Here is a 24718-nt window from a genome sequence, read left to right as displayed (position 1 = left end):
TTGGTTTGGCGAGTTGGTGTAAACAGCATCCGCTGCCTGCACGCCACCTTTTTCCTTCATTTCATTCGGCAAAACACACGACCACGCCCCTCGCATCTCCTCTCGGAAAAACGAGCTCGGGTTTCCGCCCGCTTTGCGGTTTATGGTCGTCGCAAGCCTCATTCCGCGGCAATCTTTTGGTCACCGCGAACCTTGGCCAGCGCCGAAAGCTCGGCCATCAACTGCGAGGCTCGTGCAATCGGGTTGGTCAGATAGAAATCCTTGATCACGGTCCGGAAATCGGCCTGCCCCAAAGGTCCGGCCTCGATTGCCTGTTCTTCGTTCTCGGGCACTTGGTCGATCCCGGCCAGATGCGGCACTGCTTCGATCAGCTTTTGCCGCAGCTGGGCCAACGTGTCATAAGGAAGTTTCTCGCCCAACTCCGCCGAAAGCGCCCGCAGGATCGCCCAGTTTTCCTTGGCTTCACCCGGCGCAAATCCGGCGCGCATCGCCAATTGAGGGCGACCCTCGGTGTTGACGAAGAGACCGTTTTCCTCGGTATAGGCCGCGCTAGGCAGGATGACGTCGGCGCGGTGTGCACCGCGGTCTCCGTGGCTGCCTTGGTAGATGACAAACGGGCCCGCATCGATATCGACCTCGTCCGCGCCCAGGTTGAAGATCACCTCGGCGCCGTCGATTGCAGCCTCAAGGCCACCCTCCGTCGCGGCACCCACATCCATCGCACCAACGCGGGCGGCCGCAGTGTGCAGAACAAGCATCCGACCCGACAGCGCGCGCGCGGCGGCCAAAACAGCCAGACCGTCTGCCTCGGACACGGCGCCCTGTCCGACGATCACAACGGCTTCATTGCTTGCCTTGGCCTTGGCCAGCGCATCGCGGTCGGTGCCAAGATGCTCGTAGTCATAAGTCAGATCAACGGTCGGGCCGATCAATTTGACATCGGCGCCCGCCAGCCACGCCTTGCGGATGCGCGCATTCAGCACCGGGGCCTCGTCCCGCGGGTTGGTGCCGATCAGGATGATCTCTTTCGCCGTGTCGATCTCCTCGATCGTCACATTGCCGACATAGCCCGAACGGTTGCCGATAGGCAGGCGGGCATTGTCGGTTCGGCATTCGACCTTGCCACCCAGCCCCTCAATCATCTGCTTCAACGCAAAGGCGGCTTCGACAGGAACCAGATCGCCGATCAGACCGGCAACCTTCTTGCCCTTCATCGCCGCTGCGGCGGTGGCCAAAGCCTCGGGCCAGCTGGCGGCGCGCAGGCGACCGTTTTCACGGATATAGGGCGTGTCCAGACGTTGACGGCGCAAACCGTCCCAGACGAAACGCGTCTTGTCCGAGATCCACTCTTCGTTCACGCCATCATGGTTGCGCGGCAGAATGCGCATCACTTCGCGGCCCTTGGTATCGACACGAATGTTCGATCCCAGCGCATCCATCACGTCGATGGTTTCGGTCTTTGTCAGTTCCCACGGGCGTGCGGTAAAGGCATAAGGCTTGGAAGTCAGCGCCCCCACCGGGCACAGGTCAATGATGTTGCCCTGCAGGTTCGAATCCAGCGTCTGGTTCAGGTACGAGGTAATTTCCGCATCCTCGCCCCGGCCCGTCTGGCCCATCTGGTCGATACCCGCGATCTCGGTCGTGAAACGCACACAGCGGGTACAGCTGATGCAGCGGGTCATGGCCGTACCAACCAGCGGACCCAGATCCAGATCATCGACGGCCCGCTTGGCTTCTTTGAACCGGCTGGCCGACATACCGTAGGCCATTGCCTGGTCCTGCAGATCGCATTCCCCCCCCTGGTCGCAGATCGGGCAATCCAAGGGGTGGTTGATCAGCAGAAACTCCATGACCCCTTCCCGGGCCTTCTTGACCATGGGAGAGTTGGTCTTGACCACCGGCGGTTGACCTTCCGGCCCTGGGCGCAGATCGCGCACCTGCATCGCGCACGAGGCGGCGGGCTTGGGCGGCCCGCCCACGACCTCGACCAGGCACATGCGGCAGTTACCAGCAATCGACAGGCGCTCATGATAGCAGAACCGTGGCACCTCGACCCCGGCCTGTTCGCAGGCCTGGATCAGGGTCATCGCGCCATCGACTTCGATTTCCTTGTCGTCGATTACGATCTTGCGGAGGTCAGACATGGTCTAGTTCGCCCTCAAATACACGCCAATGGCGCTGTTTCGTTCGATTTCCTTGCGCCCCAGGGCACAGAATGTTTCAGCTTTTCCGTAGCTCACGCCGTTCTGCGCGAGGTATTTTTCGCCTTTGGCTCGCATCCGCGCCTTTTCGGAATCCGACTCGACATAGGCCCGGATCTCGCCGTCCGAATAACCCAGGCTGTTGGCCTTGGACCGCAGGCTCCACATCACACCGATTGCTTTCATACGCCGCCCACTGATCGACGGGCAGTATTCCGAGATCTCATTTGCGATGGCGATGTAGTAGAGCTCGTTGTCGATTTCCTTGACTTCGCGCAAGGGCGGCTTGGCGTCCGCCGAAACGGGCAACGCCATCGCGCAGGCAAATGCGGCAAGTTTCACAAGTTTCATGACATATCCTTTCGTCTTGGGTTCCCCAAGACGTTCCGCGACACGGCTGTTATGCAATAACGACCGTCCGATCAGCGCAGGATATGCAATAGCGAAGCTCATGGTCGTTGACAGGCTCCGGCAAATGTCAGGCTGTCATTTTCGACGCGCAGGTTTTGCGGTTCGGTGTCAGGACCAACCTTCCACGCAATGCGGGAGGAACCGAAATTCTGAATGCAGAACCGGGTGCCCTCGTACCGACCAGCTTCGCGCGCGCCGTCCAGCGAAGCCGACACGCCTTTGATCGTCACGGTGAAATCCGCAGGCGACCGTTTCTTGTCGACCGGCTTTGCCTTGGCCCGAAACGACTTGCCGTCAAACAGGATCCGGTCGCTTGTTGGCGCTGTCCCGCAGGCCGAAAGCAGCGTCAGCAGAACAAGGACACCGACAGCCGGGCGACGCAGGTTCGCGGTGATATCAACAAGTGTGACGGCCATCAGAACGCAGCCACCAATGCAAGGATCCCAATCACGAACATGCAGGCCCACGCCACCACATACAGGACAGAACGAATACCGCTATGCGGTTTGCCGACGCCTTGAATGTGTACGACAAGCATCACCAGTCGCGCGACCAAGGCAATCGCGGCCAGCCAGTTCACCCAGAACGGGCTGGCGCCCAATAGAATGGCTGCCACAGTAACGGCCAGAAACGCGGGCAAAGTCTCGGTGCCGTTCAGGTAGGAACGGTTCAGGCGATAGGCCTTGTCGGCGTAGTCCTGGTCGGGGGTCGCGCCAGGAGCCAGCCCCTTGCCCTGTTTCGCCAGTGCCGAAAACGGCGACAGGAACAAAACGACCAGTGTGAAAATCACCAAAGACGCAATCGCGTGGGAATACTCTGCATAGGCTTCCATCGTTGTCACTCCGCCGCCATCGCACCCATACGGCCCGATTTCTGAGCCTTGATGCGGTCTTCGATTTCTTCGCGGAAGTTGCGGATCAGGCCCTGGATCGGCCATGCGGCCGCGTCACCCAGCGCACAGATCGTATGGCCTTCGACCTGCTTGGTCACCTCGAACAGCATGTCGATCTCTTCCAGTTCGGCCTCGCCGCGTACCAGGCGATCCATCACCCGCATCATCCAGCCCGTGCCTTCGCGGCAGGGCGTACACTGGCCGCAGCTTTCGTGCTTGTAGAATTTCGACAGGCGCCAGATGGCCTTGATGATGTCGGTGGACTTGTCCATCACGATCACCGCCGCCGTGCCAAGCCCCGAGCCCAGGTCGTTGCGCAGATAGTCGAAATCCATGATCGCGTCGCGCATGTTCTCGCCGCGCACGCAAGGCACGGACGATCCACCGGGGATCACGGCCAACAGGTTGTCCCACCCGCCGCGGATGCCACCGCAATGGGTCTCGATCAATTCTTCAAAGCTGATCGACATCGCCTCTTCGACCACACAGGGGGTATTGACGTGACCCGAGACGGCAAACAGCTTGGTGCCCGCGTTGTTCTGGCGACCGAAACCGGCGAACCAGTCGGCACCGCGGCGCAGGATCGTGGGCACGACGGCGATGGATTCCACGTTGTTCACCGTGGTCGGGCAGCCATACAAACCCGCCCCCGCCGGGAACGGCGGCTTCATGCGCGGCATGCCCTTCTTACCTTCGAGGCTTTCGATCAGGGCGGTTTCCTCACCACAGATGTAGGCGCCTGCCCCGTGATGCAGGAACAGGTCGAAATCCCATCCTGATCCAGCGGCATTCTTGCCCAGAAGGCCCGCGTCATAGGCTTCGTCAATTGCAGCCTGCAGTGCCTCGCGCTCACGAATGTACTCGCCGCGCAGGTAGATGTAGCAGGTGTGCGCATTCATCGCGAAAGACGCAATCAGGCAGCCTTCGATCAGCGTGTGCGGATCGTGGCGCATGATCTCGCGGTCCTTGCAGGTGCCCGGTTCGGATTCGTCGGCGTTGACCACCAGATAGGACGGGCGGCCATCGCTTTCCTTCGGCATGAACGACCATTTCAGGCCAGTCGGGAAGCCCGCACCGCCACGCCCGCGCAACCCTGAGTCTTTCATCGTCTGGATGATCCAGTCACGACCCTTTTCCATCAGGCCAGCAGTGCCGTCCCAATGCCCCCGGGCCTGGGCGCCCTTCAAGGTGCGCTCGTGCATCCCGTAGATGTTGGTAAAGATCCGGTCCTGATCCTTCAGCATCGCGTGTTACCTTCAGCTGTCCTGACGCATGCGCCAGAGTTGAAATATGTTGACGCCCGCATAGATGAACGCCGCGATCGCGGCGAAATCAAACAGCAGCGCAAAGCGTCCCGGCAGCTCCAGCGCCGGGCCGATGAACAGGGTCATGGCAAGCCACAACAGCATGGTCACCGCGATGACCACGCCGATATGTCGGCCCTTGCGGGCGATGGCCTGTTCCTTGTCCTTGTCCATCACACTCCGATGCCCGTATCGGGCACCGTCTCTCAGTCTTCGTAGGTGCCGTCTTGCTTGGCACGTTTGGCAAATTCGGTTTCCTCGCCAGCAGCCAGCTTGGCCGCCTGCTCGATCCAACCGTCGCGTTCGATCCGGCCCTTGAACTTCAGCCGGGCATCAACCCAGGCGACATGTTCTGGCGTCCAAGCTGCGATCTGATCGAAGTGGTAGAACCCGAGCTCGTTCAGCGTCTGCTCGAGCTTCGGCCCCACACCTTTCAGCAGCTTGAGGTCGTCGGGCTTGCCGTCGCGCGCACCGCTCAGCGTTTCGGGCTGAGCCTCAGTCGCTTCTGGCTTGGCCGCGGCGCCCTCGGGCGAAGATGGCTCCGCCTTGGCGGATTTCTTGGGCGCGGCCTGACGGGCGGCTGGTTTGCCCTGCTCTGGCACCTTCGGCGGCTTGGGTGCGGCTTTCGCTCCGGCGGCCTTGCCATCCTTGCCCAACCATGGCGTTAGTATCGGAACCTCGTTTCCGTCGATGCGCTTGACGGTATCGCCCAGTTCCGTCGCCAGTTGTACACTGGCATTGTGCTTTGCCTTGCCACCCTCGTAGTCCTTCAGGCTGGTCACCCCGCCCAGAGGCTCGGCCGCATAGCGCCCATTCTGGGGCCCGGGCTCCGGAACCTTGCCAGCGGCCAGTTCATCAATGATCCGACCAAAACTCTCGGCGGTCAGGTCCTCGTAATAGTCTTTACCGATCTGTGCCATCGGCGCGTTGGTGCAGGAACCCAGGCACTCGACCTCTTCCCAGCTCAGCTTGCCGTCCGCCGACAGCTGGTGCGGCTTGGGCGCGATCTTTTCGCGGCAGACAGCAATCAGATCCTCGGCCCCGCAGATCATGCAGGACGTCGTGCCACAAACCTGAATATGCGCAATGGAACCAACCGGTTGCAGCTGGAACATGAAGTAGAAGGACGCAACCTCAAGCACCCGGATGTAGGACATGCCCAGCATGTCAGCGACGGTTTCAATCGCCGGGCGGCTCAGCCAACCCTCCTGCTCTTGCGCGCGCCAGAGCAGCGGGATGACCGCGCTGGCCTGACGGCCCTCGGGGTATTTGGTGATCTGCGCTTCGGCCCATTGCTGGTTGGCGGCGGTGAAGGCAAAGCTTTCGGGTTGTTCGGGATGAAGACGGCGGAGCATTAGCGGTCAATCTCTCCAAATACGACGTCCATGGTGCCAATGATGGCAGCGACGTCGGCCAGTTGGTGGCCCTTGGCGACGTGGTCCATGGCTTGTAGGTGCAGGAAACCGGGCGCACGCAGCTTGGCGCGGTACGGCTTGTTGGTGCCGTCGGCGACCAGATAAACGCCGAACTCGCCTTTGGGCGCTTCGACGGCGGCATAGACTTCGCCTGCGGGGACGTGGAAGCCTTCGGTGTAAAGTTTGAAGTGATGGATCAGGCTCTCCATCGAGGTCTTCATGTCCGAGCGTTTCGGCGGGGTGATCTTGCCGCGGGCCAAAATGTCGCCCGGGCAGTCGCGCAGCTTGGCGATGGCCTGCCGGATGATCGACACCGACTGGCGCATTTCTTCCATCCGCACCAGGTAACGATCGTAGCAGTCCCCGTTCTTGCCAACGGGGATCTGGAACTCAAACTCGTCGTAGCATTCATAGGGTTGCGCGCGACGCAGGTCCCAGGCCAAGCCCGATCCGCGCACCATCACGCCCGAGAAGCCGTATTGCTGGATATCCTCCTCGGTGACCACGCCGATGTCGCAGTTGCGCTGTTTGAAGATGCGGTTCTCGGTCAGCAGCCCGTCAATGTCGTCCAGAACGGCGGGGAACTCGTGGCTCCAGGTCTCGATGTCATCCAGCAACTCGGGCGGCAAGTCCTGATGCACACCGCCGGGGCGGAAATAGGCCGCGTGCAGGCGCGCACCGCAGGCACGCTCGTAGAACACCATCAGCTTTTCGCGCTCTTCAAAGCCCCACAGCGGCGGGGTCAGCGCGCCCACGTCCATCGCCTGCGTGGTCACGTTGAGCAGATGGTTCAAAACGCGCCCAATCTCGGAATACAGGACCCGGATCAACGAGGCCCGGCGCGGAACTCCGACGCCGGTCAGCTTTTCGATGGCCAGGCACCAGGCATGTTCCTGGTTCATCGGCGCCACATAGTCCAACCGGTCGAAATATGGCAGGTTCTGCAGATACGTCCGGCTTTCCATCAGCTTTTCGGTACCGCGGTGCAGCAGGCCGATATGTGGGTCGCAACGCTCGACGATCTCGCCGTCCAGCTCAAGCACAAGACGCAAAACTCCGTGCGCCGCAGGGTGCTGCGGGCCGAAGTTGATGTTGAAATTGCGGATCTTCTGTTCTCCGCTCAGCGCGTCCGTGCTGCCGTCATCGTATCTTGAGCCGTCCATCAACGCCCTCGTTTCTTTTTCGCTTCGGCCCGAACCCGGACCTTTTCCGCCTCAAGCGCCTTGGCCGCGGCCCCCGCCAGCAGAACCCCCAGCGCACCCAACGCAATCAGTTCCCCCAGCAGCATGACCATCTCAGCGGCGCTCCAGTTCCTGCAGTTTCAACCCGACCCACCACAGCAACGCGATCGTGCCGAATGGGACCAGGCAAAGAAGGCACCAGTATTTGTTGATCCCAAAAAACGGCAAAATCTTCACCATCGGAATGATGGTCAGTGCAGAAAGGATCAGCCACCAGATGCCACCCATTGTCAGGTCTCCTGTTTTTCATCCCCCGGCAGAACATAGTTCGCACCTTCCCACGGGCTCATGAAATCAAACTGGCGATACTCCTGAACCAGCGAGACCGGTTCGTACACGACCCGTTTCTGCGCTTCGTCATAGCGGACTTCGATATACCCGGTGGTCGGGAAATCCTTGCGCAGCGGATAGCCGCGGAACCCATAGTCGGTCAGGATGCGTCGCAGGTCCGGGTGGCCCGAGAACAGAATGCCGAACATGTCGAACACTTCACGCTCGAACCAGTTGGCCGAGGGGTGCACATCGACGATCGACGGAACCATGTCTTCCTCGCGCACCGAGATCCGTATCCGGATACGCTGGTTCTGGTACATCGAAAGGAAGTGGTAAACCACGTCGAACCGTTTGGCGCGTTCGGGGTAATCAACTCCGGTGATGTCGACCAAGGTCGAAAACTTGCAGTTCTGATCCGTTTTCAGAAACTCGACAAATTCCACCAGGCTCGAGGGCGCAACATCCACCGTCAGTTCGTCATGGGCTACGGTCCATGACAGAACGCAGTCCGTGCGCTTCAGCTCGATATGCGTGCCGAGCTCCTTGAGTGCTTCGCTCATCTCGGTCCCTCCTCAGCGGACGATGGTGCCGGTGCGGCGGATCTTGCGCTGCAGCTGCAGGAGACCGTACAGCAGCGCCTCGGCGGTCGGCGGGCAACCGGGAACGTAGATGTCCACCGGAACGATGCGGTCGCAACCACGCACGACGGAATAGGAATAGTGGTAATAGCCACCACCATTGGCGCAGGAGCCCATAGAGATCACATAGCGCGGCTCGGGCATCTGGTCATAGACCTTGCGCAGCGCCGGGGCCATCTTGTTGGTCAGCGTACCGGCCACGATCATCACGTCCGACTGGCGCGGGGATGCGCGCGGCGCTATGCCGAAGCGTTCGGCGTCGTAGCGCGGCATCGAGGTGTGCATCATCTCGACCGCGCAGCAGGCCAGACCAAAGGTCATCCAGTGCAGCGAGCCGGTGCGCGCCCAGTTGATGATGTCCTCGGACGAGGTCAGCAGGAACCCTTTGTCCTGCAGCTCGGCGTTCAGGGCCTGGGTGGCGACTTCCTTGTCGACGCCCGCGGTGTTTGCACCCGTCATCACTCCCATTCCAAGGCCCCCTTCTTCCATTCATAGGCAAAGCCGATGGTCAGAACGCCCAGGAACACCATCATCGACCAGAAGCCGACATCGCTGATGTCCTTGAAGCCCACGGCCCAGGGAAACAGGAACGCAATCTCGAGGTCGAAGATGATAAAAAGGATCGACACCAGATAGAATCGGACATCGAACTTCATCCGCGCATCGTCGAACGCGTTGAACCCGCACTCATAGGCGCTGACCTTTTCGGGGTCGGGATTGCGGACAGCCAGAACGACGGCGGCCAGAATCAGGACGATTCCAAGGCCCACGGCGACGGCCAGAAACACCAGGATCGGGAGATATTCCCGCAACAGCTCTTCCACGAGTGGCTCCTTTCCTGCGCATCCCGAACGAGACGCGCCGTCAATTGGCGTGTTGACTGGACATTCTCTATCCGCGCGGGGTCAGAGGGTCAACCGAGCAGAAGCGCGCATGGCACCGAATATTCGGCTTGCCAACGCCCAGCGCTGCCTAGGCGCAAGCCCTTGGCTTCAAATGGTCGCGGGCGGTCAAACCTTACTATTCCATAAAGGTTTTCGCTTGTCGAAGAAAGCGCTGATTCCCTCATGCGCCTCGTCCGTTTCCCATCGGTCGACCAGCGCCCGGATCGTGTGGTCGATCACCGCGTCGTCGATGCGCGGCCCGAGGTCCCGCACCAGCGCCTTGGCCGAGGCCACGGCGCCCGGCGCACAGGACAGATAAGGCCGCACTTCGGCTTCGATCGCGGCACCCAACTCATCTGCCGGAACGGCCCGCGCCAGCAGGCCGAGTTCTACCGCCTCGGCCGCGTCGAACAGACGGGCCGACATGAACACGCGCCGCGCGCGGGCCTCACCCATGCGGGCGACAACATAGGGCCCGATGGTGGCCGGGATCAACCCCAGCCGGGTTTCGGTCAGACCCATCTTCAGGCTGTCCACGCCGATTGCCACGTCGCAGACCGCGGCCATGCCCACGCCACCGCCAAAGGCGTTGCCCTGCAGCGCGCCGATCAACGGTTTTGACAGGGTGTTCAGGGCGTTCAGCATCTCGGCCAGCTTGCGCGCCTCGACAAAGCGGGTCTCGGGGTCGGCGGCCATCTGGGCCTGCATCCAACCCAGGTCACCCCCTGCGCAGAAGCTTTTGCCCGCGCCGGTCAGAACTACGACGCGCACGTCGTTGGTTTCCCCCAGTTGCGCGGCGGCCTGGGTCAGCTCGGCGATCATCTGCGCCGACATCGCGTTATGTTTTTCCGGCCGGTTCAGCGTCAGCTTGGCAACGCCGCGCAGATCGGTGGAGATCGAGATGGTTTCAAACATGTCAGCCTCTTATCCCGCCCGCATCGCGCGGGCCATTTCCGCCGCTTCGTTCAGCACGGCGGCGTCCAGTCCGGTGTCATAGCCCAGCCGCTCGAGATGCGCGGCCACGGCTTCGGTTGCCACATTCCCGGCCGCGCCCGGCGCGTAGGGGCAGCCGCCCAATCCGCCCACGGCCGCGTCGAACACCCGGACGCCCAGCGCAAGAGATGCGTCGATATTGTCGATCGCGCGCCCGTTGGTGTCGTGGAAATGCCCGGCTAGGCGGGTCGCGGGCACGTATTCACGCACCGCCAGCAGCATCTGTGCGATGCTATCGGGTGTCCCCTGCCCGATCGTGTCGCCCAGCGAGATCTCGTAACAGCCGTGCGAGAACAGCAGGTCGGCCACCTCGGCCACTTTGGCGGGCGGAGTCGGCCCGTCATAGGGGCAGTCGGTCACGCAGGAAACATAGCCGCGCACCGGCAGGTCGATATGGCGCGCCGCCTCGAGGATCGGGACGAACCGCTCGATGGATTCGGCGATGGTCGCGTTGATGTTGGCCTTGGAAAACCCCTCGGAGGCCGAGGCAAACACCGCGATTTCATCCGCCCCGGCAGCCAGCGCGTCCTCATAGCCGCGCATGTTCGGGGTCAGCGCGGCATAGCGCACGCCGGGGGCGCGGGTGATCCCGGCCAGAACCTCGGCGCTGCCGGCCATCTGCGGCACCCATTTGGGCGACACGAAACTGGCCACCTCGATCCGGCTGAACCCCGCCCGGCTAAGGCAGTCGACCAGCGCGATCTTCTCGGAAACCGGGATTTCGCGCTTTTCATTCTGCAGCCCGTCGCGCGGCCCCACTTCGAAAATCTCGACACGTTCCGCCATCGCGGTGCCCTCCTGTTCAGTCCCGGCCCGTCCCGTCCAGGGCGGGCGTTCAGGGTTTCAGTCGTCTTCCAGCCGGACCAGCGCCGCGCCGGCCTCGACCTGCGATCCGGCCTCGGCCAGAACCTCGGCCACGACACCGTCGCGGGCGGCCAGCAGCGAATGCTCCATCTTCATGGCCTCGAGAATGGCCAGCCGATCGCCTTCCTTCACCGGCTGCCCCGGCGCGGCGAACACCGCCTTGACCAGCCCGGGCATCGGCGCCTCGACCACGTTGGTGTCGCCGGCGGCGCTGACGTCTCGGTCCAGCGGGTCCAGCATCTCGAAGTTTACGCCATAGGCGTCGAACACGGTGACATCGTGGCCCGCAACCGCAACCGGAGGCATCGGCTGGCCGTCGATGATCCAGCGGCCGTTGACCCGTTCGGCGATCACGCTGGTCCCGTCGACCTGCCAGTCCTGCCGGTCCGGCCCTGCGACCTGGACGTCCATATCCAGAACCTCGCCGTCGCGCTTCAGCTGAAGCGCCCGGTGCAGCGGGGCCCAGAGAGTAAACCCCGTATCCTCGGCGGGTTTGTCCAGTCCGGTCGCGGCCATCGCCGCCGCAACGGTCATTGCCGGAGTGACGGCGGGTTCGCGCACGAGATCATCCAGATCGCGGCCGATCAACCCGGTATCGACATCGCCCGCCGCAAACCCGGCGTGCCGGGTCAGTGCGCCCAGGAAAGACAGGTTGGTGACGGTTCCTGCCACCTGCGTCCAGCGCAGCGCGCGGTGCAGTTGTTCCAGCGCCACCGCGCGGGTCGGGCCGTGCACGATCACCTTGGCGATCATCGGGTCATACCATGGGCTGATCGTGTCGCCCGCACGCACGCCGCTGTCGGCGCGGCAGCCGTGCGGAAACTCCAGATGGGTCAGGGTGCCCGTGGCGGGCAGGAACCCTTTGGGTACGTCCTCGGCATAGAGCCGGGCCTCGAAGGCGTGGCCGTTGATCGACAGCTCTGCGTGCCGCTTGGGCAGACTTTCCCCGGCCGCAACCCGCAACTGCCATTCGACCAGGTCGATGCCGGTTATGGCCTCGGTCACCGGGTGCTCGACCTGCAGGCGGGTGTTCATCTCCATGAACCAGAACCGGTCGGGCCGCAGACCGTCCGAGGCATCGACGATGAACTCCACGGTGCCCGCGCCCTTGTAGCCGATGGCCTCGGCCGCGCGCACGCCCGCCTGGCCCATCGCTTCGCGCATCTCGGGCGTCATTCCGGGGGCCGGCGCTTCCTCGATCACCTTCTGGTGGCGGCGCTGCAGCGAGCAGTCGCGTTCGAACAGATGCACGGCATGGGTGCCGTCACCAAAGACCTGAACCTCGATATGGCGGGGCTTGGCCACGAATTTCTCGACCAGAACGGCATCATTGCCAAAGGCGGTCTTGGCCTCGCCCCGGGCGCTGTCCAGGGCGGCCGCAAAATCCGCCGGCCTCTCGACCAGCCGCATCCCTTTGCCGCCACCGCCGGCCACCGCCTTGATCAGAACCGGGTAGCCGATGGTGTCGGCCGCGCCGGCCAGATGCTCGGGGTCCTGGTTGTCGCCGTGATAACCGGGCACGACCGGGACGCCGGCCTGCTCCATCAGCGCCTTGGCCGCATCCTTCAGGCCCATCTTGCGGATCGCATCCGCCGAGGGGCCGATGAAGGTCAGGCCCGCGGCCTGCACCGCATCGACGAAATCGGGGTTCTCGGACAGAAACCCATAGCCCGGATGGATCGCCTGCGCGCCGGTATCCAACGCGGCCTGAATGATCACGTCGCCTTTCAGATAGCTGTCGGCCGGAGCCGCCCCGCCGATATGCACGGCCTCATCCGCCATCTGGACATGTTTGGCGGCCGCGTCGGCATCCGAGTACACGGCAACGCAGGCCACGCCCATCTTGTGCGCCGTTTCGATGACCCGGCAAGCAATCTCGCCCCGGTTGGCGATCAGGATCTTGTCAAACATGGCCGTTACCCTTTCCCTGCCAGATCTTCCACAAGGCGAAACCGTTCGCAGACCAACTCCATCTTCGGGTCGAAGCCGCCGTTTCTTTCGAAATATCTGCGATGATCCTCGCGCCAGCCTTCCAGGCTGTCGTTTTCGCCCTCGGCCAGGGCAAATGCCTCGTCCACATCGCAATAGCGCCGAACCGTCACATCGACCGTTTCGATGACCAGCGCGGGCCGTCCGTCCCAGTCCAACGCGATGTCGCGGCGGCCTGCCTGCGGCATCGCCTCGCCACCCGTCGCAAAGTCACGCAACGCGCCACATGTCGCTGTCTTGCGCCCCGAGCGGACCAGAGCCAGCAACTCGTCGCACAATGCGCGGTTGTCGCCGAACTGAAAGGTCTCGGCCCCCGGATATCTTTCTTTCAAGCTTTCCAGCATCAAACCGCCCCTTCTACATCCGGAACACGCCAAAGCGCGTGTCCTCAATCGGGGCGTTCAACGCGGCGCTCAGCGACAGGGCCAGCACGTCGCGGCTTTTGCGCGGGTCGATGATGCCGTCATCCCACAGCCGGGCAGAGGCATAGAGCGGGTGCGACTGCTCCTCGAACATCTCGAGCGTCGGGCGTTTGAACTCGGCCTCTTCCTGGGCCGACCATGTGCCGCCCTGCCGTTCGATCCCGTCGCGCTTGACCGTTGCCAGAACACCGGCGGCCTGCTCGCCGCCCATGACCGAGATGCGGCTGTTCGGCCAGGTCCACAGGAACCGCGGCTGATAGGCGCGGCCCGCCATGCCATAGTTCCCGGCCCCGAAAGAGCCGCCCACCAGCATGGTGATCTTGGGCACATTGGTCGAAGCCACCGCCGTCACCATCTTGGCGCCGTGGCGCGCGATGCCTTCGTTCTCATATTTGCGGCCGACCATGAACCCGGTGATGTTTTGCAGGAAGACCAGCGGGATCTTGCGCTGGCTGCACAATTCGACGAAATGCGCGCCCTTCTGCGCGGCCTCGGAAAACAGCACGCCATTGTTGGCGACGATGCCGACGGGGCAGCCTTTGACATGGGCAAAGCCGGTCACCAACGTTTCACCGAACCGAGGCTTGAACTCGTCAAAGCGCGAGCCATCGACCAAGCGCGCGATCACCTCGCGGATGTCATACGGGGTGCGCAGATCGGCCGGGACGACGCCCAGGATTTCCTCGGGGTCACAGGCCGGGTCTTCGGAGCTGGCCCAATCCACCGTCTGCGGCTTGTGCCGGTTCAGCGAACCAACGGCCCGGCGGGCCAGCGCCAGCGCGTGGGCATCATCCTCGGCCAGATAATCGGCCACACCCGACAGGCGCGTGTGCACGTCGCCGCCGCCCAAGTCTTCGGCGCTGACGACCTCGCCCGTTGCCGCCTTGACCAGCGGCGGGCCAGCCAGAAAGATCGTGCCCTGTTCCTTGACGATGATCGTGACGTCGGACATGGCCGGCACATAGGCGCCGCCCGCGGTGCACGAGCCCATGACCACGGCGATCTGCGGGATGCCCTTGGCGCTCATCCGTGCCTGGTTGTAGAAGATGCGGCCGAAATGGTCGCGGTCGGGAAAGACCTCGTCCTGGTTGGGCAGGTTCGCGCCGCCGCTGTCCACCAGATAGATGCAGGGCAGATGGTTTTCTTCGGCGATCTCTTGCGCGCGCAGGTGCTTTTTGACCGTCATCGGATAATAGGTGCCGCCCTTCACGGTGGCGTCGTTGCAGACCACCATGACCTCTTGCCCCTGCACCCGACCGATGCCCGCGATGACACCGGCACAGGGGGCCGCGCCACCATACATGCCATGCGCCGCCGTCGCGCCGATTTCGAGGAACGGAGACCCCGGATCCAGCAGGTTGGCCACCCGCCGCCGGGGCAGCATCTTGCCCCGCGACACATGGCGGTCGCGCGATTTCTCGCCCCCGCCCATACGCGCGGCCTCGGCGACCTCAGAGATCTGCGCCAACGCCTCAAGATGCGCGGCACGGTTTTGTTTGAAGCCATCGGACGAGGGCAAAACGGAAGATCGCAGCTTCATCTGGTATACTCTCTCAGAAATTCGCGAACGGGGTTTTCGCTGACGCCAAAGCTCTGCATGATGCGCGCATATCCCTGCGACACGTTGCCGGAGCAGACGGTGTCCAGCTTCTTGATTTCCGGCTCTTCGAGGAAATCCTCAAGGTCCCACATCGGAACCATGAAATAATACTCGAACGGCTGCATCTCGGCTGCCATTTCCATCGCCTCGACGGCCTTGTCCTGTTCGCCCCGGCACAGATAGGCCAGCGACAGGTTGCGATAGGCGCTCCCGAGGCTCTCATAGTCGTCGTCTGCCTCGTATTGGTTGACCGCAAGCTTGAGCCGCCCCACGACCTGACGGTCGAAATACCCATCATCCGCCTGCGCTTCGGGCAGGAACATCGCGACATAGGCCAGCTTCTCGTCATGCCAGCCGTCGGTCTGCATCTCGTTGCTGAAGACGCTGTGCAGCATCCGGATTTCCGGTTCGAATTTCAGGGTCCCGTCGGAATCGGCCACCGCATCCAGATAGTTGTCGTAAAACGCGATCTTTCGTTTGTCATCGGCGTCCAGCCTGGCGACCCGATCGGCGATCTTGCGCAATTCCGAGATGGCGTCATCCGGGTAGCCGTATAAAACCAGAAGGTCGGCCAATTGCAGTTTTTCGATGACGGCGATCTTTTCTTCGACCGCCTTGTCGATCGTGTCGTGCATCCACGTTTCGAAATAGGTCTTTCCGGCCCAAACGGCCCCGATGACCGCGATGACGGTCGCGCTGAATTCAACTCCGGTCCGGACGCTGGATTTATCTGCCATGGCATATCTCCTCGAACGCGCGACGCTTCAATTCCTTGCGAATGACTTTTCCCGTCACGGTCAATGGCAAGTCTTGCACAAAAGCCACCTCTCGCGGGTAGGAATAATGCGCCAGACGGTCCTTGACCCAATCCTGCAGTTCTTGTTCCGAGGCCTCGGACTCCGGTTTCAACACCACATAGGCCTTCACGATCTCGGTCCGCAGCGGGTCGGGCTTGCCGACCACGCCCACGGTGGCCACCGCCGGATGGGTCAGCAGGCAATCCTCGATCTCGGCCGGGCCGATGCGGTATCCAGCCGAGGTGATCACGTCATCCTCGCGGCCGACAAAGCGCAGATAATCGCCCTCCCACACGCCGCGGTCACCGGTGATCAGCCAATCACCGCGAAACTTCTCGGCCGTGGCCTGCGGGTTGTTCCAGTATTCCAGCAGCATCGAGGCTGAGCCGCGCCGGATGGCTACGTCGCCCTCGGCGTCGGTCGGATTGCCGTCCGCGTCGATCACCGCGACCTCGTGGCCCGGCACGGGCTTGCCAATGCAGCCCGGGCGCGCGGGGAAATCCTCGGCGCAGGAGGAAACCACCATATTGCATTCGGTCTGGCCATAGAATTCGTTGATCGTCAGACCAAAGGCCCGCTGTCCCCACGCCAGCATTTCCGCACCCAAAGGCTCGCCGCCCGAGGCCACGGACCGCAGGCCGGGGATCGTCACATCCGAGGCCTTGAGCATCCGCAGCGCCGTGGGCGGAAAGAAAACGTTGCGCACGCCGCCGCGCGCGATCACATCCGCGCAAGCCTCGGGGGTGAACTTGTCGAGCCGCGCGGCGACAACCGGAATGCCCAGCGCCAGCCCAGGCATCAGCACGTCGAACAACCCGCCGATCCAGGCCCAGTCGGCCGGCGTCCACAGGCAGTCACCCGCGCGCAGGTGGTTGTGGCTGATCGAAACGCCCGGCAGATGCCCGGTCAGCACCCGGTGCCCATGCAGCGCACCCTTGGGTTTGCCCGTCGTGCCCGAGGTATAGATCAGCACCGCCGGATCTTCGGGGCCTGTGTCAGCAAAACCTACGGCAGGCCCGTCCGCCCCCAGCTCGGACACGATCAGCGGCTGCGCCAGATCGCCCAGCATGTCGGCGCCCTCGCCGTCGGTCAGCACATACCCGGCCCCCGCATCGCCGATGCGCGAGGCTAGGGCATCGCGTTTGAACAGCTTGAACAGCGGTACCGAGATTGCCCCGATCTTCCAGATGGCCAGATGCGCGGCCGCGCACCACGGCGACTGGCTGAGCAGCACGCCGACCCGATCGCCGGGTTGCACCCTACCCAGCAACCCGCGCACCAGCCGGTCGGTCATACGCTCAAGTTCACCATAGGTGATCTCGGTCGTAGCCGCGGAAGACAGATCGAGGATCGCCACCTGCTCAGTAGGCCGCGACAGGCACTGACGTGCCATGTTCAGCCTCGGCGGAATGTCCCAGCTGCCACCAGGCCGCAAACCCGGTATGACCTCAGCGGGACACATGGCGTTTTTCCCTTATATTTAAGCGACTTGCCGCGCCAATTTGAATATCGAACATCGACGAAACTTGATGCAGATCAGAGTGGGCGCCCCGTCCTGCAGGCATGGTCGGCTTGCACACAAAACCAAAGGCAAGAACATGACCAGCAAACTCGCCATCCTCACCCTTTCCACCGCGTTGGCCGCTGTTTCGGCCCCCGCATTCGCCCAGTCTCAAGGGGACTGGACCGTTGGTGTCGGTGTCGGCTACCTCGACCCGAAATCCGACAACGGGTCCCTCGCCGGCTTCAGCGCCGACGTCGACTCGGACACCCGCCCGATCTTCACCGCCGAGTATTTCATCCGCGACAATTTGGGCATCGAGCTTTTGGCCGCAACCCCGTTCAGCCATGACATCACGCTGGGCGGAAGCGTCGACGCGGGCAGCGTCAAGCACCTGCCGCCCACACTGTCGCTGAACTACCACTTTGCAACCAACAGCGCCTGGAAACCCTATGTCGGCGCCGGTTTGAACTACACCGTGTTCTTTGACGAGGAATCGCCGCTGGGCGATCTCAAGGTCGACAACTCCTTCGGCGTGTCGCTGCAGGCCGGCTTGGACTACATGGTCACGGACAAGGGCGCGGTTCGCCTGAACGTCCGCTGGTTCGACATCGACTCGGACGTCACCCTCAACGGAGCCGACATCGGCAAGGCCGAAATCGATCCGTGGCTGGTTGGCGTTTCCTACGTCCATCGCTTCTGATCCCTTGATCGGAAACGCCTCGCCGTGACCTCGTCGGCGAGGCGTTTTTCTTCAGAGCATTTCGTTCATCAATTCGCGGCCGATCAGCATCCGGCGGATCTCGCTGGTGCCCGCGCCGATCTCCATCAGCTTGGCATCGCGGAAGATCCGGCTAACCGGCGCATCCGCCAGGAACCCGGCCCCGCCCATGGCCTGAACGGCCTGATGCGCCTGCACCATCGCCTGCTCGGATGCATAGAGGCAGCACGCCGCCGCATCCTGCCGGGTCACGTCGCCCCGGTCACAGGCTTTGGCCACCTCGTAGACATAGGCCCGGGCCGAGTTCATCGCGGTGTACATGTCGGCGATCTTGCCCTGCATCAGCTGGAAGGTTCCGATCGGTTTGCCGAACTGCTTGCGCTCGGCCAGATAGGGCATGATCTCGTCGAGGCAGGCAGCCATGATGCCGGTGCCGATGCCGGCCAGCACCACGCGCTCATAGTCGAGGCCCGACATCAGAACCGCAACGCCCTTGCCTTCTTCGCCCAGCACGTTCTCGAAGGGCACCTCGACATCTTCAAAGATCAGCTCGGCCGTGTTCGACCCGCGCATGCCCAGCTTGTCGAAATGGGGCGAGGTCGAGAACCCTTTCATCTCTTTCTCGATCAGGAAGGCGGTGATGCCCTTGGACCCGGCCTCCGGGTCGGTCTTGGCATAGACGACCAGCGTATCGGCATCCGGACCGTTGGTGATCCAGTATTTGTTGCCGTTCAGGCGGTAATGGTCGTTGCGCTTTTCCGCCCGCAGTTTCATCGACACAACATCCGACCCCGCGCCGGGTTCCGACATGGCAAGGGCACCTACGTGTTCGCCCGAAATCAGGCGCGGCAGGTATTTTTGCTTCTGCTCTTCAGTGCCGTTCAGCTTGATCTGGTTGACGCATAGGTTGGAATGCGCCCCGTAGGACAGCGCCACCGATGCCGAGGCGCGTGCGATTTCTTCAACCGCGATCGTATGCGCCAGATAGGTCATTTCGGCGCCTCCATACTGTTCGGGAACGGTTACGCCCAGCAGACCGAGTTCACCCATTTCCTTCCACAGCTCGTTGGGAAAGGCGTTGGTCTTGTCGATCTCGGCCGCCATCGGCTTGACCCGCTCCTGCGCCCAGCGGTGCACCATCTCGCGCAGCGCGTTCACATCTTCACCCAGATCGAATTGCATTGTCGCCGTGAACATCCGCGCTCTCCTCTTTCGCGTTAATGAACAGGTGTTCAATAAACTGATACAGACCTTTCCCCGCGCGGTCAATCATCGCGTGACCCAAATGAAAAAGCCGCCCCAAGGCGGCTTGTGCAGGGTTCGAGCGTGCGCCGCATGGCGCACTCGATTGAGTTACCGTTGGAAAACAGCGCCGACCTCGGCGCGGATGATGCCGGCAATCAGACGGCAATCGTCCAGCGAGAAGGTCAGCGGAACGCGCATGTCGATGATCCCGCGCAGAATCCGGTCGGTCTCGGGCATCCGCTCCGACTCGGCATAGCGCCAGCTGTCATAGCGCGAGGTGAACCCGGTTGGCTCAGCCCCGCCGAACCATTTCAGCTCGACCCCGCGATCTGCGCAGCGCCGCAAAACCTCGGCGATCTGCTCAGACGCCCAATCCAGTAGAAGAAACTGGATCGACGAGCCGACATAGCTCTCCTCGGCAGGCCGCTCGACGATGGTCAGGCCGGGTGTGCCGCGCAGACCCGCCTCGATCTCGGCATAGCGTTCGTTCCAGCGCCGCACCTGCCGATCCAGATCGCGCAACTGGGGGCGCAGGATCGCCGCGCGCAGATTGTCCATCCGCCCCGACACGTTTGGCGTGGTGTACTTGATCCGCTCGAACACCTCGGGACCCGGCGCCGCAAGGTGGCGTTCGTACAGCATGTACGAGCCCGACAGCATCGTGGCCTTGGCCGCCAGCATCTCGTCATCGGTGATCAACAGACCACCCTCGCCCGAGTTCACATGTTTGTAGGTCTGGCAGGAATAGCAGCCGATCGCCCCCTGACGGCCGGACAACTGTCCGCGCCAGGCGGCGCCCATCGTGTGGGCGCAATCCTCGATCACCGTCACCCCGGCGGCGTCGCACCTCTGCATCAACCGGTCCATGTCACACAGATGCCCGCGCATGTGGCTGAGCATCAGAACCTTGGCGCGGTCCATCTTGGCCGCCAGATCGTCCAGATCGATGGTCAGCCCCTCGGTCACGCCCACGAAAACCGGGCGCGCATTGACCGAGGCGATCGCCCCCGGCACCGGGGCCAGCGTGAAGGCGTTGGTCAGAACCGCATCTCCCGGCTGGACACCCACGGCACGCAGGGCCGTGGCCAGCGCATAGCCGCCCGACGACACGGCCAGACAGTATTTCGCACCCATCTGCGCGGCAAATTCCTGTTCCAACAGGGCGGTTTCGCTCAGCTCTCCGGGGGCCACGTTGTAGCGGTGCAACCGCCCGTGACGCAGAACAGCCAGCGCCGCCTCGATCGCCGCGTCGGGGATCGGCTCCTGCTGGGTGAAACTGCCAGAAAATCGCTCGGTCATGGCGTCGTTTGTGGGGCCAGTCGCAGCGCGGGTCAAGAGATCAGGCCGCCGCGCCCACAAGCTCGGCGACGATTGCGGGCAGATCGTCGAAATGGTGCAGCAGCGCATCGGGCTGCAGTGCGGCCATGTCATCACCGGACGGGCCGAAGGTCACAAGGATCGAAGGCACCCCTGCGGCGAGGGCCGTGTTACGGTCGGTATCCGAGTCGCCCACCAGTATGCAGTGGTCGGGAAGCCCGCCGGCCCGGCGCGCCGCTTCACGCAGCGGCGCGGGGTCGGGCTTGCGCACCGGCAGCGTGTCCGCCCCCACCAACGAGCCGAACAACGCCCGCGCTCCCAGCCGCGTCATCAGCAGCTCGGCCAGCGCCTCGGGCTTGTTGGTGCAGATGCCGACACCGTATCCGGCGGCCTTCAGCGCCTCGACCGCCTGCAGCGCGCCGGGATAGAAGGTGGTGTGGGTGTCGATCGCCTGCCCATAGGCCTCGAGCAGGACCGGGTAATAGGCGTTCACGGTCTCTTCGTCATAGGCGCCCACGCGTTTCAGCCCGTGGGTCAGCATCATCCGCCCGCCGCGCAAAGCCACCGCCGCATCCTGCCCGTGCACCAGCACGTCGCCATGCCCCATCTGCCGGAAACAATGGTTGGCCGCCGCCAGCAGATCGCCCGACGTATCGGCCAAAGTCCCGTCCAGATCGAAGATGACCGTGCGCATTCTGTCTCCTTGCTCGGCAGTTTTCCGCCATGTCGTGTTGCAAACGGCAATCTTGTTTGATGGCCGAACGGCTTGCGCCTTTGCCCTCAGCGGATAAAACGGACCGCGACAAAACAAAAGAGAAAACGCATTCATGAGCACTGCCCTTGTCATCCTTGCCGCCGGAAAAGGCACCCGGATGAATTCGGATATCCCAAAGGTTCTGCACCCGATCGCCCAGGTTCCGATGCTGGTGCACGCCATGCGCGCCGGGTCGGTTCTCGCACCCGAACGCACGGTCATCGTCACCGGCCACGGCGCTGAGGCGGTGGCCAAAGTCGCGCAGGCCGAGGATGAAGACGCGCGCATCGTCGTGCAGGACCAGCAACTGGGCACCGCCCATGCCGTCGCCCAGGCGCGCGCGGCGCTGGAAGGGTTCACCGGTGACGTGGTCGTTCTGTACGGCGATACCCCGTTTCTTCAGCCCGACACGCTGGAGCGCATGATCGCCGCGCGGGCTGACAACGATCTGGTGATCCTGGGTTTCGAGGCCGTAGACCCGGCCCGGTACGGCCGCTTGGTGATGAACGGAGATGCTCTGGAACGGATCGTCGAGTTCAAGGATGCGTCAGATGAAGAACGCGCCATAACCTTCTGCAACTCGGGACTTCTGGCCTGTGACGCGGGCACTCTGTTCGACTTGATCGACGCGGTCGGAAACGACAACGCCTCGGGCGAATACTACCTGACCGACGTGGTCGAGATCGCACGCGACCGCGGCCTGAAGGTCACCGCCGTTTCGTGCAACGAGGCGCAGACGCTGGGCGTGAACTCGCGCGCAGATCTGGCCGCGGCCGATGCCGTGTTCCAGGCCCGCGCCCGGGCCGAGCTGCTGGATCTGGGCGTCACCCTGATGGCCCCCGAGACGGTCTTTCTGGCCGCCGACACGGTGATCGGCCGCGACACGGTGATCGAACCCAACGTGGTCTTCGGCCCCGGCGTCACCGTCGAAAGCGGCGCGACGATCCGGGCGTTTTCGCACCTGGAAGGCTGCCATGTCAGCCGCGGCGCCGTGGTCGGCCCCTATGCCCGGCTGCGTCCGGGGGCGGAACTGGCCGAGAACACCCGTATCGGCAATTTCGTCGAGATCAAGAATGCCGAAATCGCCGAGGGCGCAAAGGTCAATCACCTCAGCTATGTCGGCGATGCCTCGGTTGGCGCGGGCACGAATATCGGCGCGGGCACCATCACCTGCAACTATGATGGCGTGATGAAACACCGCACGGTGATCGGCGAGAATGTCTTTGTCGGCTCGAACACCATGCTGGTGGCCCCGGTCACCGTGGGCAGCGGCGCGATGACGGCCACAGGCACCATCGTGACCCGCGACGTCGAACCCGACGCCCTGGCGGTGGGCCGCGCCAAACAGGAAAACAAGCCGGGCTACGCCCGCAAGCTGTTCGAGATGCTGAAGGCGAAAAAGGCACGCCGGGACAAGGGAGCCTGAGTAAATGTGTGGAATTGTTGGCGTATTGGGCAAGCACGAAGCGGCGCCCATCCTGGTCGAAGCGCTGAAGCGGCTGGAATACCGCGGCTATGACAGTGCGGGCATCGCAACCGTAAACGGCGGCAAGCTGGGCCGTCGGCGCGCGGTGGGCAAGCTGGTCAATCTCAGTGACCTGCTGGTGCATGACCCCCTGCCTGGCAAGTCCGGCATCGGGCACACGCGTTGGGCGACCCATGGCGCACCCTCTGTCAGCAACGCGCACCCGCATCAGGCCGGGCCGGTCGCCGTGGTCCACAACGGCATTGTCGAGAACTATCGCGAGTTGCGGGCCGAATTGGCTGAGAACGGCATCGATTTCCAGACCGAGACCGACACCGAAACCGTCGCGTTGATGTCGGAATTCTACATGAAATCGGGGCTGAGCCCGGTCGAGGCCGCCTTCAAGACCATCGACCGGCTGCAAGGCGCCTTTGCGCTGGCCTTCCTGTTCGACGGCGAAGATGACCTGATCGTCGCCGCCCGCAAAGGCTCGCCGCTGGCCATCGGGCACGGGGATGGCGAGATGTTCGTCGGCTCGGACGCCATCGCGCTGGCGCCGCTGACCGACCGGATCACCTATCTGGAGGAAGGCGACCGCGCCGTGGTCACCCGCACTTCGGTTGAGATCCGCAACGAGGCCGGTGAGATCGCAAATCGCGAGATCCGCAAGATCCAGCTGGATCAGACCCGGACCGACAAGGGCGGGCACAAGCACTTCATGGCCAAAGAAATCGCCGAACAGCCGGTGGTGGTGGCCGAAGCGATCCGCTCGTACCTGCCCACCGGCGGCGACCGGGTGGTTCTGCCGGACACGGACCTTGATTTCTCCAAGCTGGACCGCCTGACCATGGTGGCCTGCGGCACGGCCTTCTATGCCTGTCTGACCGCCAAATACTGGTTCGAGCAACTGGCCCGGATGCCGGTCGAGGTCGATATCGCCAGCGAGTTCCGCTATCGTGAACCGCCGATCACCGACCGCACGCTGGCCCTCTTCGTCAGCCAGTCGGGCGAGACCGCCGACACCCTGGCCGCGCTGCGCTATTGCGAGGGCAAGGCTGACAAGATCGTGTCGGTGGTCAATGTCCCCGAAAGCTCGATTGCGCGGGAAAGTGACGTGGCGCTGCCCATCCATGCCGGGGTCGAGATCGGCGTGGCCTCGACCAAGGCCTTCACCTGCCAGCTGAGCGTTCTGCTGATGCTGGCGCTCAAGGCCGCGGCCGACCGGGGCACACTGGACGACGATGCGCTGGCCGATCACGCCGCCGCGCTGCGCGGCCTGCCGACACTGCTGAATGCCGCGCTGGACCAGGAGGAGGCGATCCGGAAATCCGCCCAGCGCCTGTCCGAGGCGCGCGACGTTCTGTTCCTGGGACGCGGCCTGATGTACCCGCTGGCCCTCGAAGGGGCGCTGAAACTCAAGGAAATCAGCTATATCCACGCCGAGGGCTATGCATCGGGCGAGCTGAAGCACGGCCCTATCGCCCTGATCGACAAGCACATGCCCGTGGTGGTGATGGCACCGCGCGATGCGGTGTTCGACAAGACCGTGTCGAACATGCAAGAGGTCATGGCGCGCAAGGGCAAGGTCATTCTGGTCTCGGACGACGACGGGATCGCAGATGCCAAGGACGGGGTCTGGAGCACGATCCGAATGCCGCATGCCCACGCCTCGGTCGCGCCGATCCTGTATTCGGTGCCCGCGCAGCTGCTGGCCTATCACACGGCGGTCGCCAAGGGCACCGATGTGGACCAGCCGCGCAACCTGGCGAAATCCGTCACGGTCGAGTAAGC

The 24718-nt window shown here is 63.1% G+C and carries 26 protein-coding genes; 3 read left to right on the top strand and 23 right to left on the bottom strand.

The window, feature by feature from the left end; genetic code table 11:
- Positions 1-158: 158 nt before the first annotated feature.
- The 20 genes from nuoG to ACR0EF_RS02675 all read right to left on the bottom strand — a co-directional run bounded on the left by nuoG (position 159) and on the right by ACR0EF_RS02675 (position 17386).
- Positions 159-2144 carry an NADH-quinone oxidoreductase subunit NuoG gene (gene nuoG, locus ACR0EF_RS02770; RefSeq protein WP_170371486.1) on the bottom strand — a complete coding sequence of 662 codons (1986 nt, stop codon included), beginning with the start codon at positions 2142-2144 and terminating at the stop codon, positions 159-161.
- Positions 2145-2147: 3 nt separating this feature from the next.
- Complete coding sequence (locus tag ACR0EF_RS02765) at positions 2148-2552, bottom strand: DUF5333 domain-containing protein (protein WP_170357345.1); 405 nt, start codon at positions 2550-2552, stop codon at positions 2148-2150.
- 98 nt (positions 2553-2650) lie between these two features.
- Complete coding sequence (locus ACR0EF_RS02760; protein ID WP_170341011.1) at positions 2651-3028, bottom strand: hypothetical protein; 378 nt, start codon at positions 3026-3028, stop codon at positions 2651-2653.
- Positions 3028-3444: an MAPEG family protein gene (locus ACR0EF_RS02755; protein ID WP_170341009.1), complete on the bottom strand. Its 417-nt coding sequence runs from the start codon at positions 3442-3444 to the stop codon at positions 3028-3030. The genes ACR0EF_RS02760 and ACR0EF_RS02755 overlap by 1 nt, the downstream gene beginning before the upstream one ends.
- 5 nt (positions 3445-3449) lie before the next feature.
- A complete protein-coding gene (nuoF, locus tag ACR0EF_RS02750; protein ID WP_093964909.1) occupies positions 3450-4748 on the bottom strand; it encodes an NADH-quinone oxidoreductase subunit NuoF in 1299 nt (432 codons plus the stop codon).
- A 12-nt stretch (positions 4749-4760) separates the two neighbouring features.
- A complete protein-coding gene (locus tag ACR0EF_RS02745) occupies positions 4761-4982 on the bottom strand; it encodes a DUF5337 domain-containing protein (protein WP_093964908.1) in 222 nt (73 codons plus the stop codon).
- 32 nt (positions 4983-5014) lie between these two features.
- Entirely contained in the window at positions 5015-6163 is a 1149-nt protein-coding gene (locus ACR0EF_RS02740; protein WP_170371488.1) for an NADH-quinone oxidoreductase subunit E, read from the bottom strand.
- A complete protein-coding gene (locus tag ACR0EF_RS02735) occupies positions 6163-7386 on the bottom strand; it encodes an NADH-quinone oxidoreductase subunit D (protein WP_170369307.1) in 1224 nt (407 codons plus the stop codon). Before ACR0EF_RS02735 ends, ACR0EF_RS02740 begins: the two co-directional genes overlap by 1 nt.
- Complete coding sequence (locus ACR0EF_RS02730; protein ID WP_261391884.1) at positions 7386-7511, bottom strand: hypothetical protein; 126 nt, start codon at positions 7509-7511, stop codon at positions 7386-7388. Before ACR0EF_RS02730 ends, ACR0EF_RS02735 begins: the two co-directional genes overlap by 1 nt.
- 7 nt (positions 7512-7518) lie before the next feature.
- On the bottom strand, positions 7519-7692 hold the full coding sequence (locus ACR0EF_RS02725; protein ID WP_010442775.1) for a hypothetical protein: 174 nt from the start codon (positions 7690-7692) through the stop codon (positions 7519-7521).
- 2 nt (positions 7693-7694) lie between these two features.
- Positions 7695-8297: an NADH-quinone oxidoreductase subunit C gene (locus ACR0EF_RS02720; protein WP_170341004.1), complete on the bottom strand. Its 603-nt coding sequence runs from the start codon at positions 8295-8297 to the stop codon at positions 7695-7697.
- 12 nt (positions 8298-8309) lie between these two features.
- Positions 8310-8843, bottom strand: a complete 534-nt coding sequence (locus ACR0EF_RS02715) for a NuoB/complex I 20 kDa subunit family protein (protein WP_093964904.1) — start codon at positions 8841-8843, stop codon at positions 8310-8312.
- Positions 8834-9199, bottom strand: a complete 366-nt coding sequence (locus ACR0EF_RS02710) for an NADH-quinone oxidoreductase subunit A (RefSeq protein WP_093964903.1) — start codon at positions 9197-9199, stop codon at positions 8834-8836. The genes ACR0EF_RS02715 and ACR0EF_RS02710 overlap by 10 nt, the downstream gene beginning before the upstream one ends.
- A gap of 186 nt (positions 9200-9385) precedes the next feature.
- A complete protein-coding gene (locus ACR0EF_RS02705; RefSeq protein ID WP_170371489.1) occupies positions 9386-10174 on the bottom strand; it encodes a crotonase/enoyl-CoA hydratase family protein in 789 nt (262 codons plus the stop codon).
- Positions 10175-10183: 9 nt separating this feature from the next.
- Positions 10184-11038 carry a hydroxymethylglutaryl-CoA lyase gene (locus ACR0EF_RS02700; protein WP_170371491.1) on the bottom strand — a complete coding sequence of 285 codons (855 nt, stop codon included), beginning with the start codon at positions 11036-11038 and terminating at the stop codon, positions 10184-10186.
- A gap of 57 nt (positions 11039-11095) precedes the next feature.
- Positions 11096-13027 carry an acetyl/propionyl/methylcrotonyl-CoA carboxylase subunit alpha gene (locus ACR0EF_RS02695; protein WP_170371493.1) on the bottom strand — a complete coding sequence of 644 codons (1932 nt, stop codon included), beginning with the start codon at positions 13025-13027 and terminating at the stop codon, positions 11096-11098.
- Positions 13028-13032: 5 nt separating this feature from the next.
- Positions 13033-13449, bottom strand: coding sequence for an ASCH domain-containing protein (locus ACR0EF_RS02690; protein WP_170357337.1), 417 nt, complete (start codon positions 13447-13449; stop codon positions 13033-13035).
- Positions 13450-13462: 13 nt separating this feature from the next.
- Positions 13463-15067: a carboxyl transferase domain-containing protein gene (locus ACR0EF_RS02685; protein ID WP_170371495.1), complete on the bottom strand. Its 1605-nt coding sequence runs from the start codon at positions 15065-15067 to the stop codon at positions 13463-13465.
- Positions 15064-15864: a tetratricopeptide repeat protein gene (locus ACR0EF_RS02680; protein ID WP_170371497.1), complete on the bottom strand. Its 801-nt coding sequence runs from the start codon at positions 15862-15864 to the stop codon at positions 15064-15066. Before ACR0EF_RS02680 ends, ACR0EF_RS02685 begins: the two co-directional genes overlap by 4 nt.
- On the bottom strand, positions 15854-17386 hold the full coding sequence (locus ACR0EF_RS02675; protein WP_170369320.1) for an AMP-binding protein: 1533 nt from the start codon (positions 17384-17386) through the stop codon (positions 15854-15856). The genes ACR0EF_RS02680 and ACR0EF_RS02675 overlap by 11 nt, the downstream gene beginning before the upstream one ends.
- 136 nt (positions 17387-17522) lie before the next feature.
- Between ACR0EF_RS02675 and ACR0EF_RS02670 the strand changes: the two genes are divergently transcribed.
- Positions 17523-18128, top strand: a complete 606-nt coding sequence (locus ACR0EF_RS02670) for an OmpW/AlkL family protein (RefSeq protein WP_170369322.1) — start codon at positions 17523-17525, stop codon at positions 18126-18128.
- A 51-nt stretch (positions 18129-18179) separates the two neighbouring features.
- Here the strand turns inward: ACR0EF_RS02670 and ACR0EF_RS02665 are convergent, their stop codons facing one another.
- The 3 genes from ACR0EF_RS02665 to ACR0EF_RS02655 form a co-directional block, all read right to left on the bottom strand.
- Positions 18180-19343 (bottom strand): isovaleryl-CoA dehydrogenase, encoded by a 1164-nt coding sequence (locus ACR0EF_RS02665; protein ID WP_170340987.1) that lies wholly within the window; start codon positions 19341-19343, stop codon positions 18180-18182.
- A gap of 156 nt (positions 19344-19499) precedes the next feature.
- On the bottom strand, positions 19500-20690 hold the full coding sequence (locus ACR0EF_RS02660) for a DegT/DnrJ/EryC1/StrS family aminotransferase (protein ID WP_170371499.1): 1191 nt from the start codon (positions 20688-20690) through the stop codon (positions 19500-19502).
- Between the two features lie 40 nt (positions 20691-20730).
- A complete protein-coding gene (locus ACR0EF_RS02655) occupies positions 20731-21402 on the bottom strand; it encodes an HAD-IA family hydrolase (protein ID WP_170340984.1) in 672 nt (223 codons plus the stop codon).
- A 133-nt stretch (positions 21403-21535) separates the two neighbouring features.
- Here ACR0EF_RS02655 and glmU point away from each other — a divergent pair, with 133 nt between their 5' ends.
- Together glmU and glmS are read left to right on the top strand one after the other, a co-directional pair.
- On the top strand, positions 21536-22888 hold the full coding sequence (gene glmU / locus ACR0EF_RS02650; protein WP_170371500.1) for a bifunctional UDP-N-acetylglucosamine diphosphorylase/glucosamine-1-phosphate N-acetyltransferase GlmU: 1353 nt from the start codon (positions 21536-21538) through the stop codon (positions 22886-22888).
- 4 nt (positions 22889-22892) lie between these two features.
- On the top strand, positions 22893-24716 hold the full coding sequence (gene glmS, locus ACR0EF_RS02645) for a glutamine--fructose-6-phosphate transaminase (isomerizing) (RefSeq protein ID WP_170371502.1): 1824 nt from the start codon (positions 22893-22895) through the stop codon (positions 24714-24716).
- Positions 24717-24718: the final 2 nt, after the last annotated feature.

This window comes from Ruegeria sp. CG8 (assembly GCF_056537165.1).
This window is presented reverse-complemented; position numbering and strand designations above follow the sequence as displayed.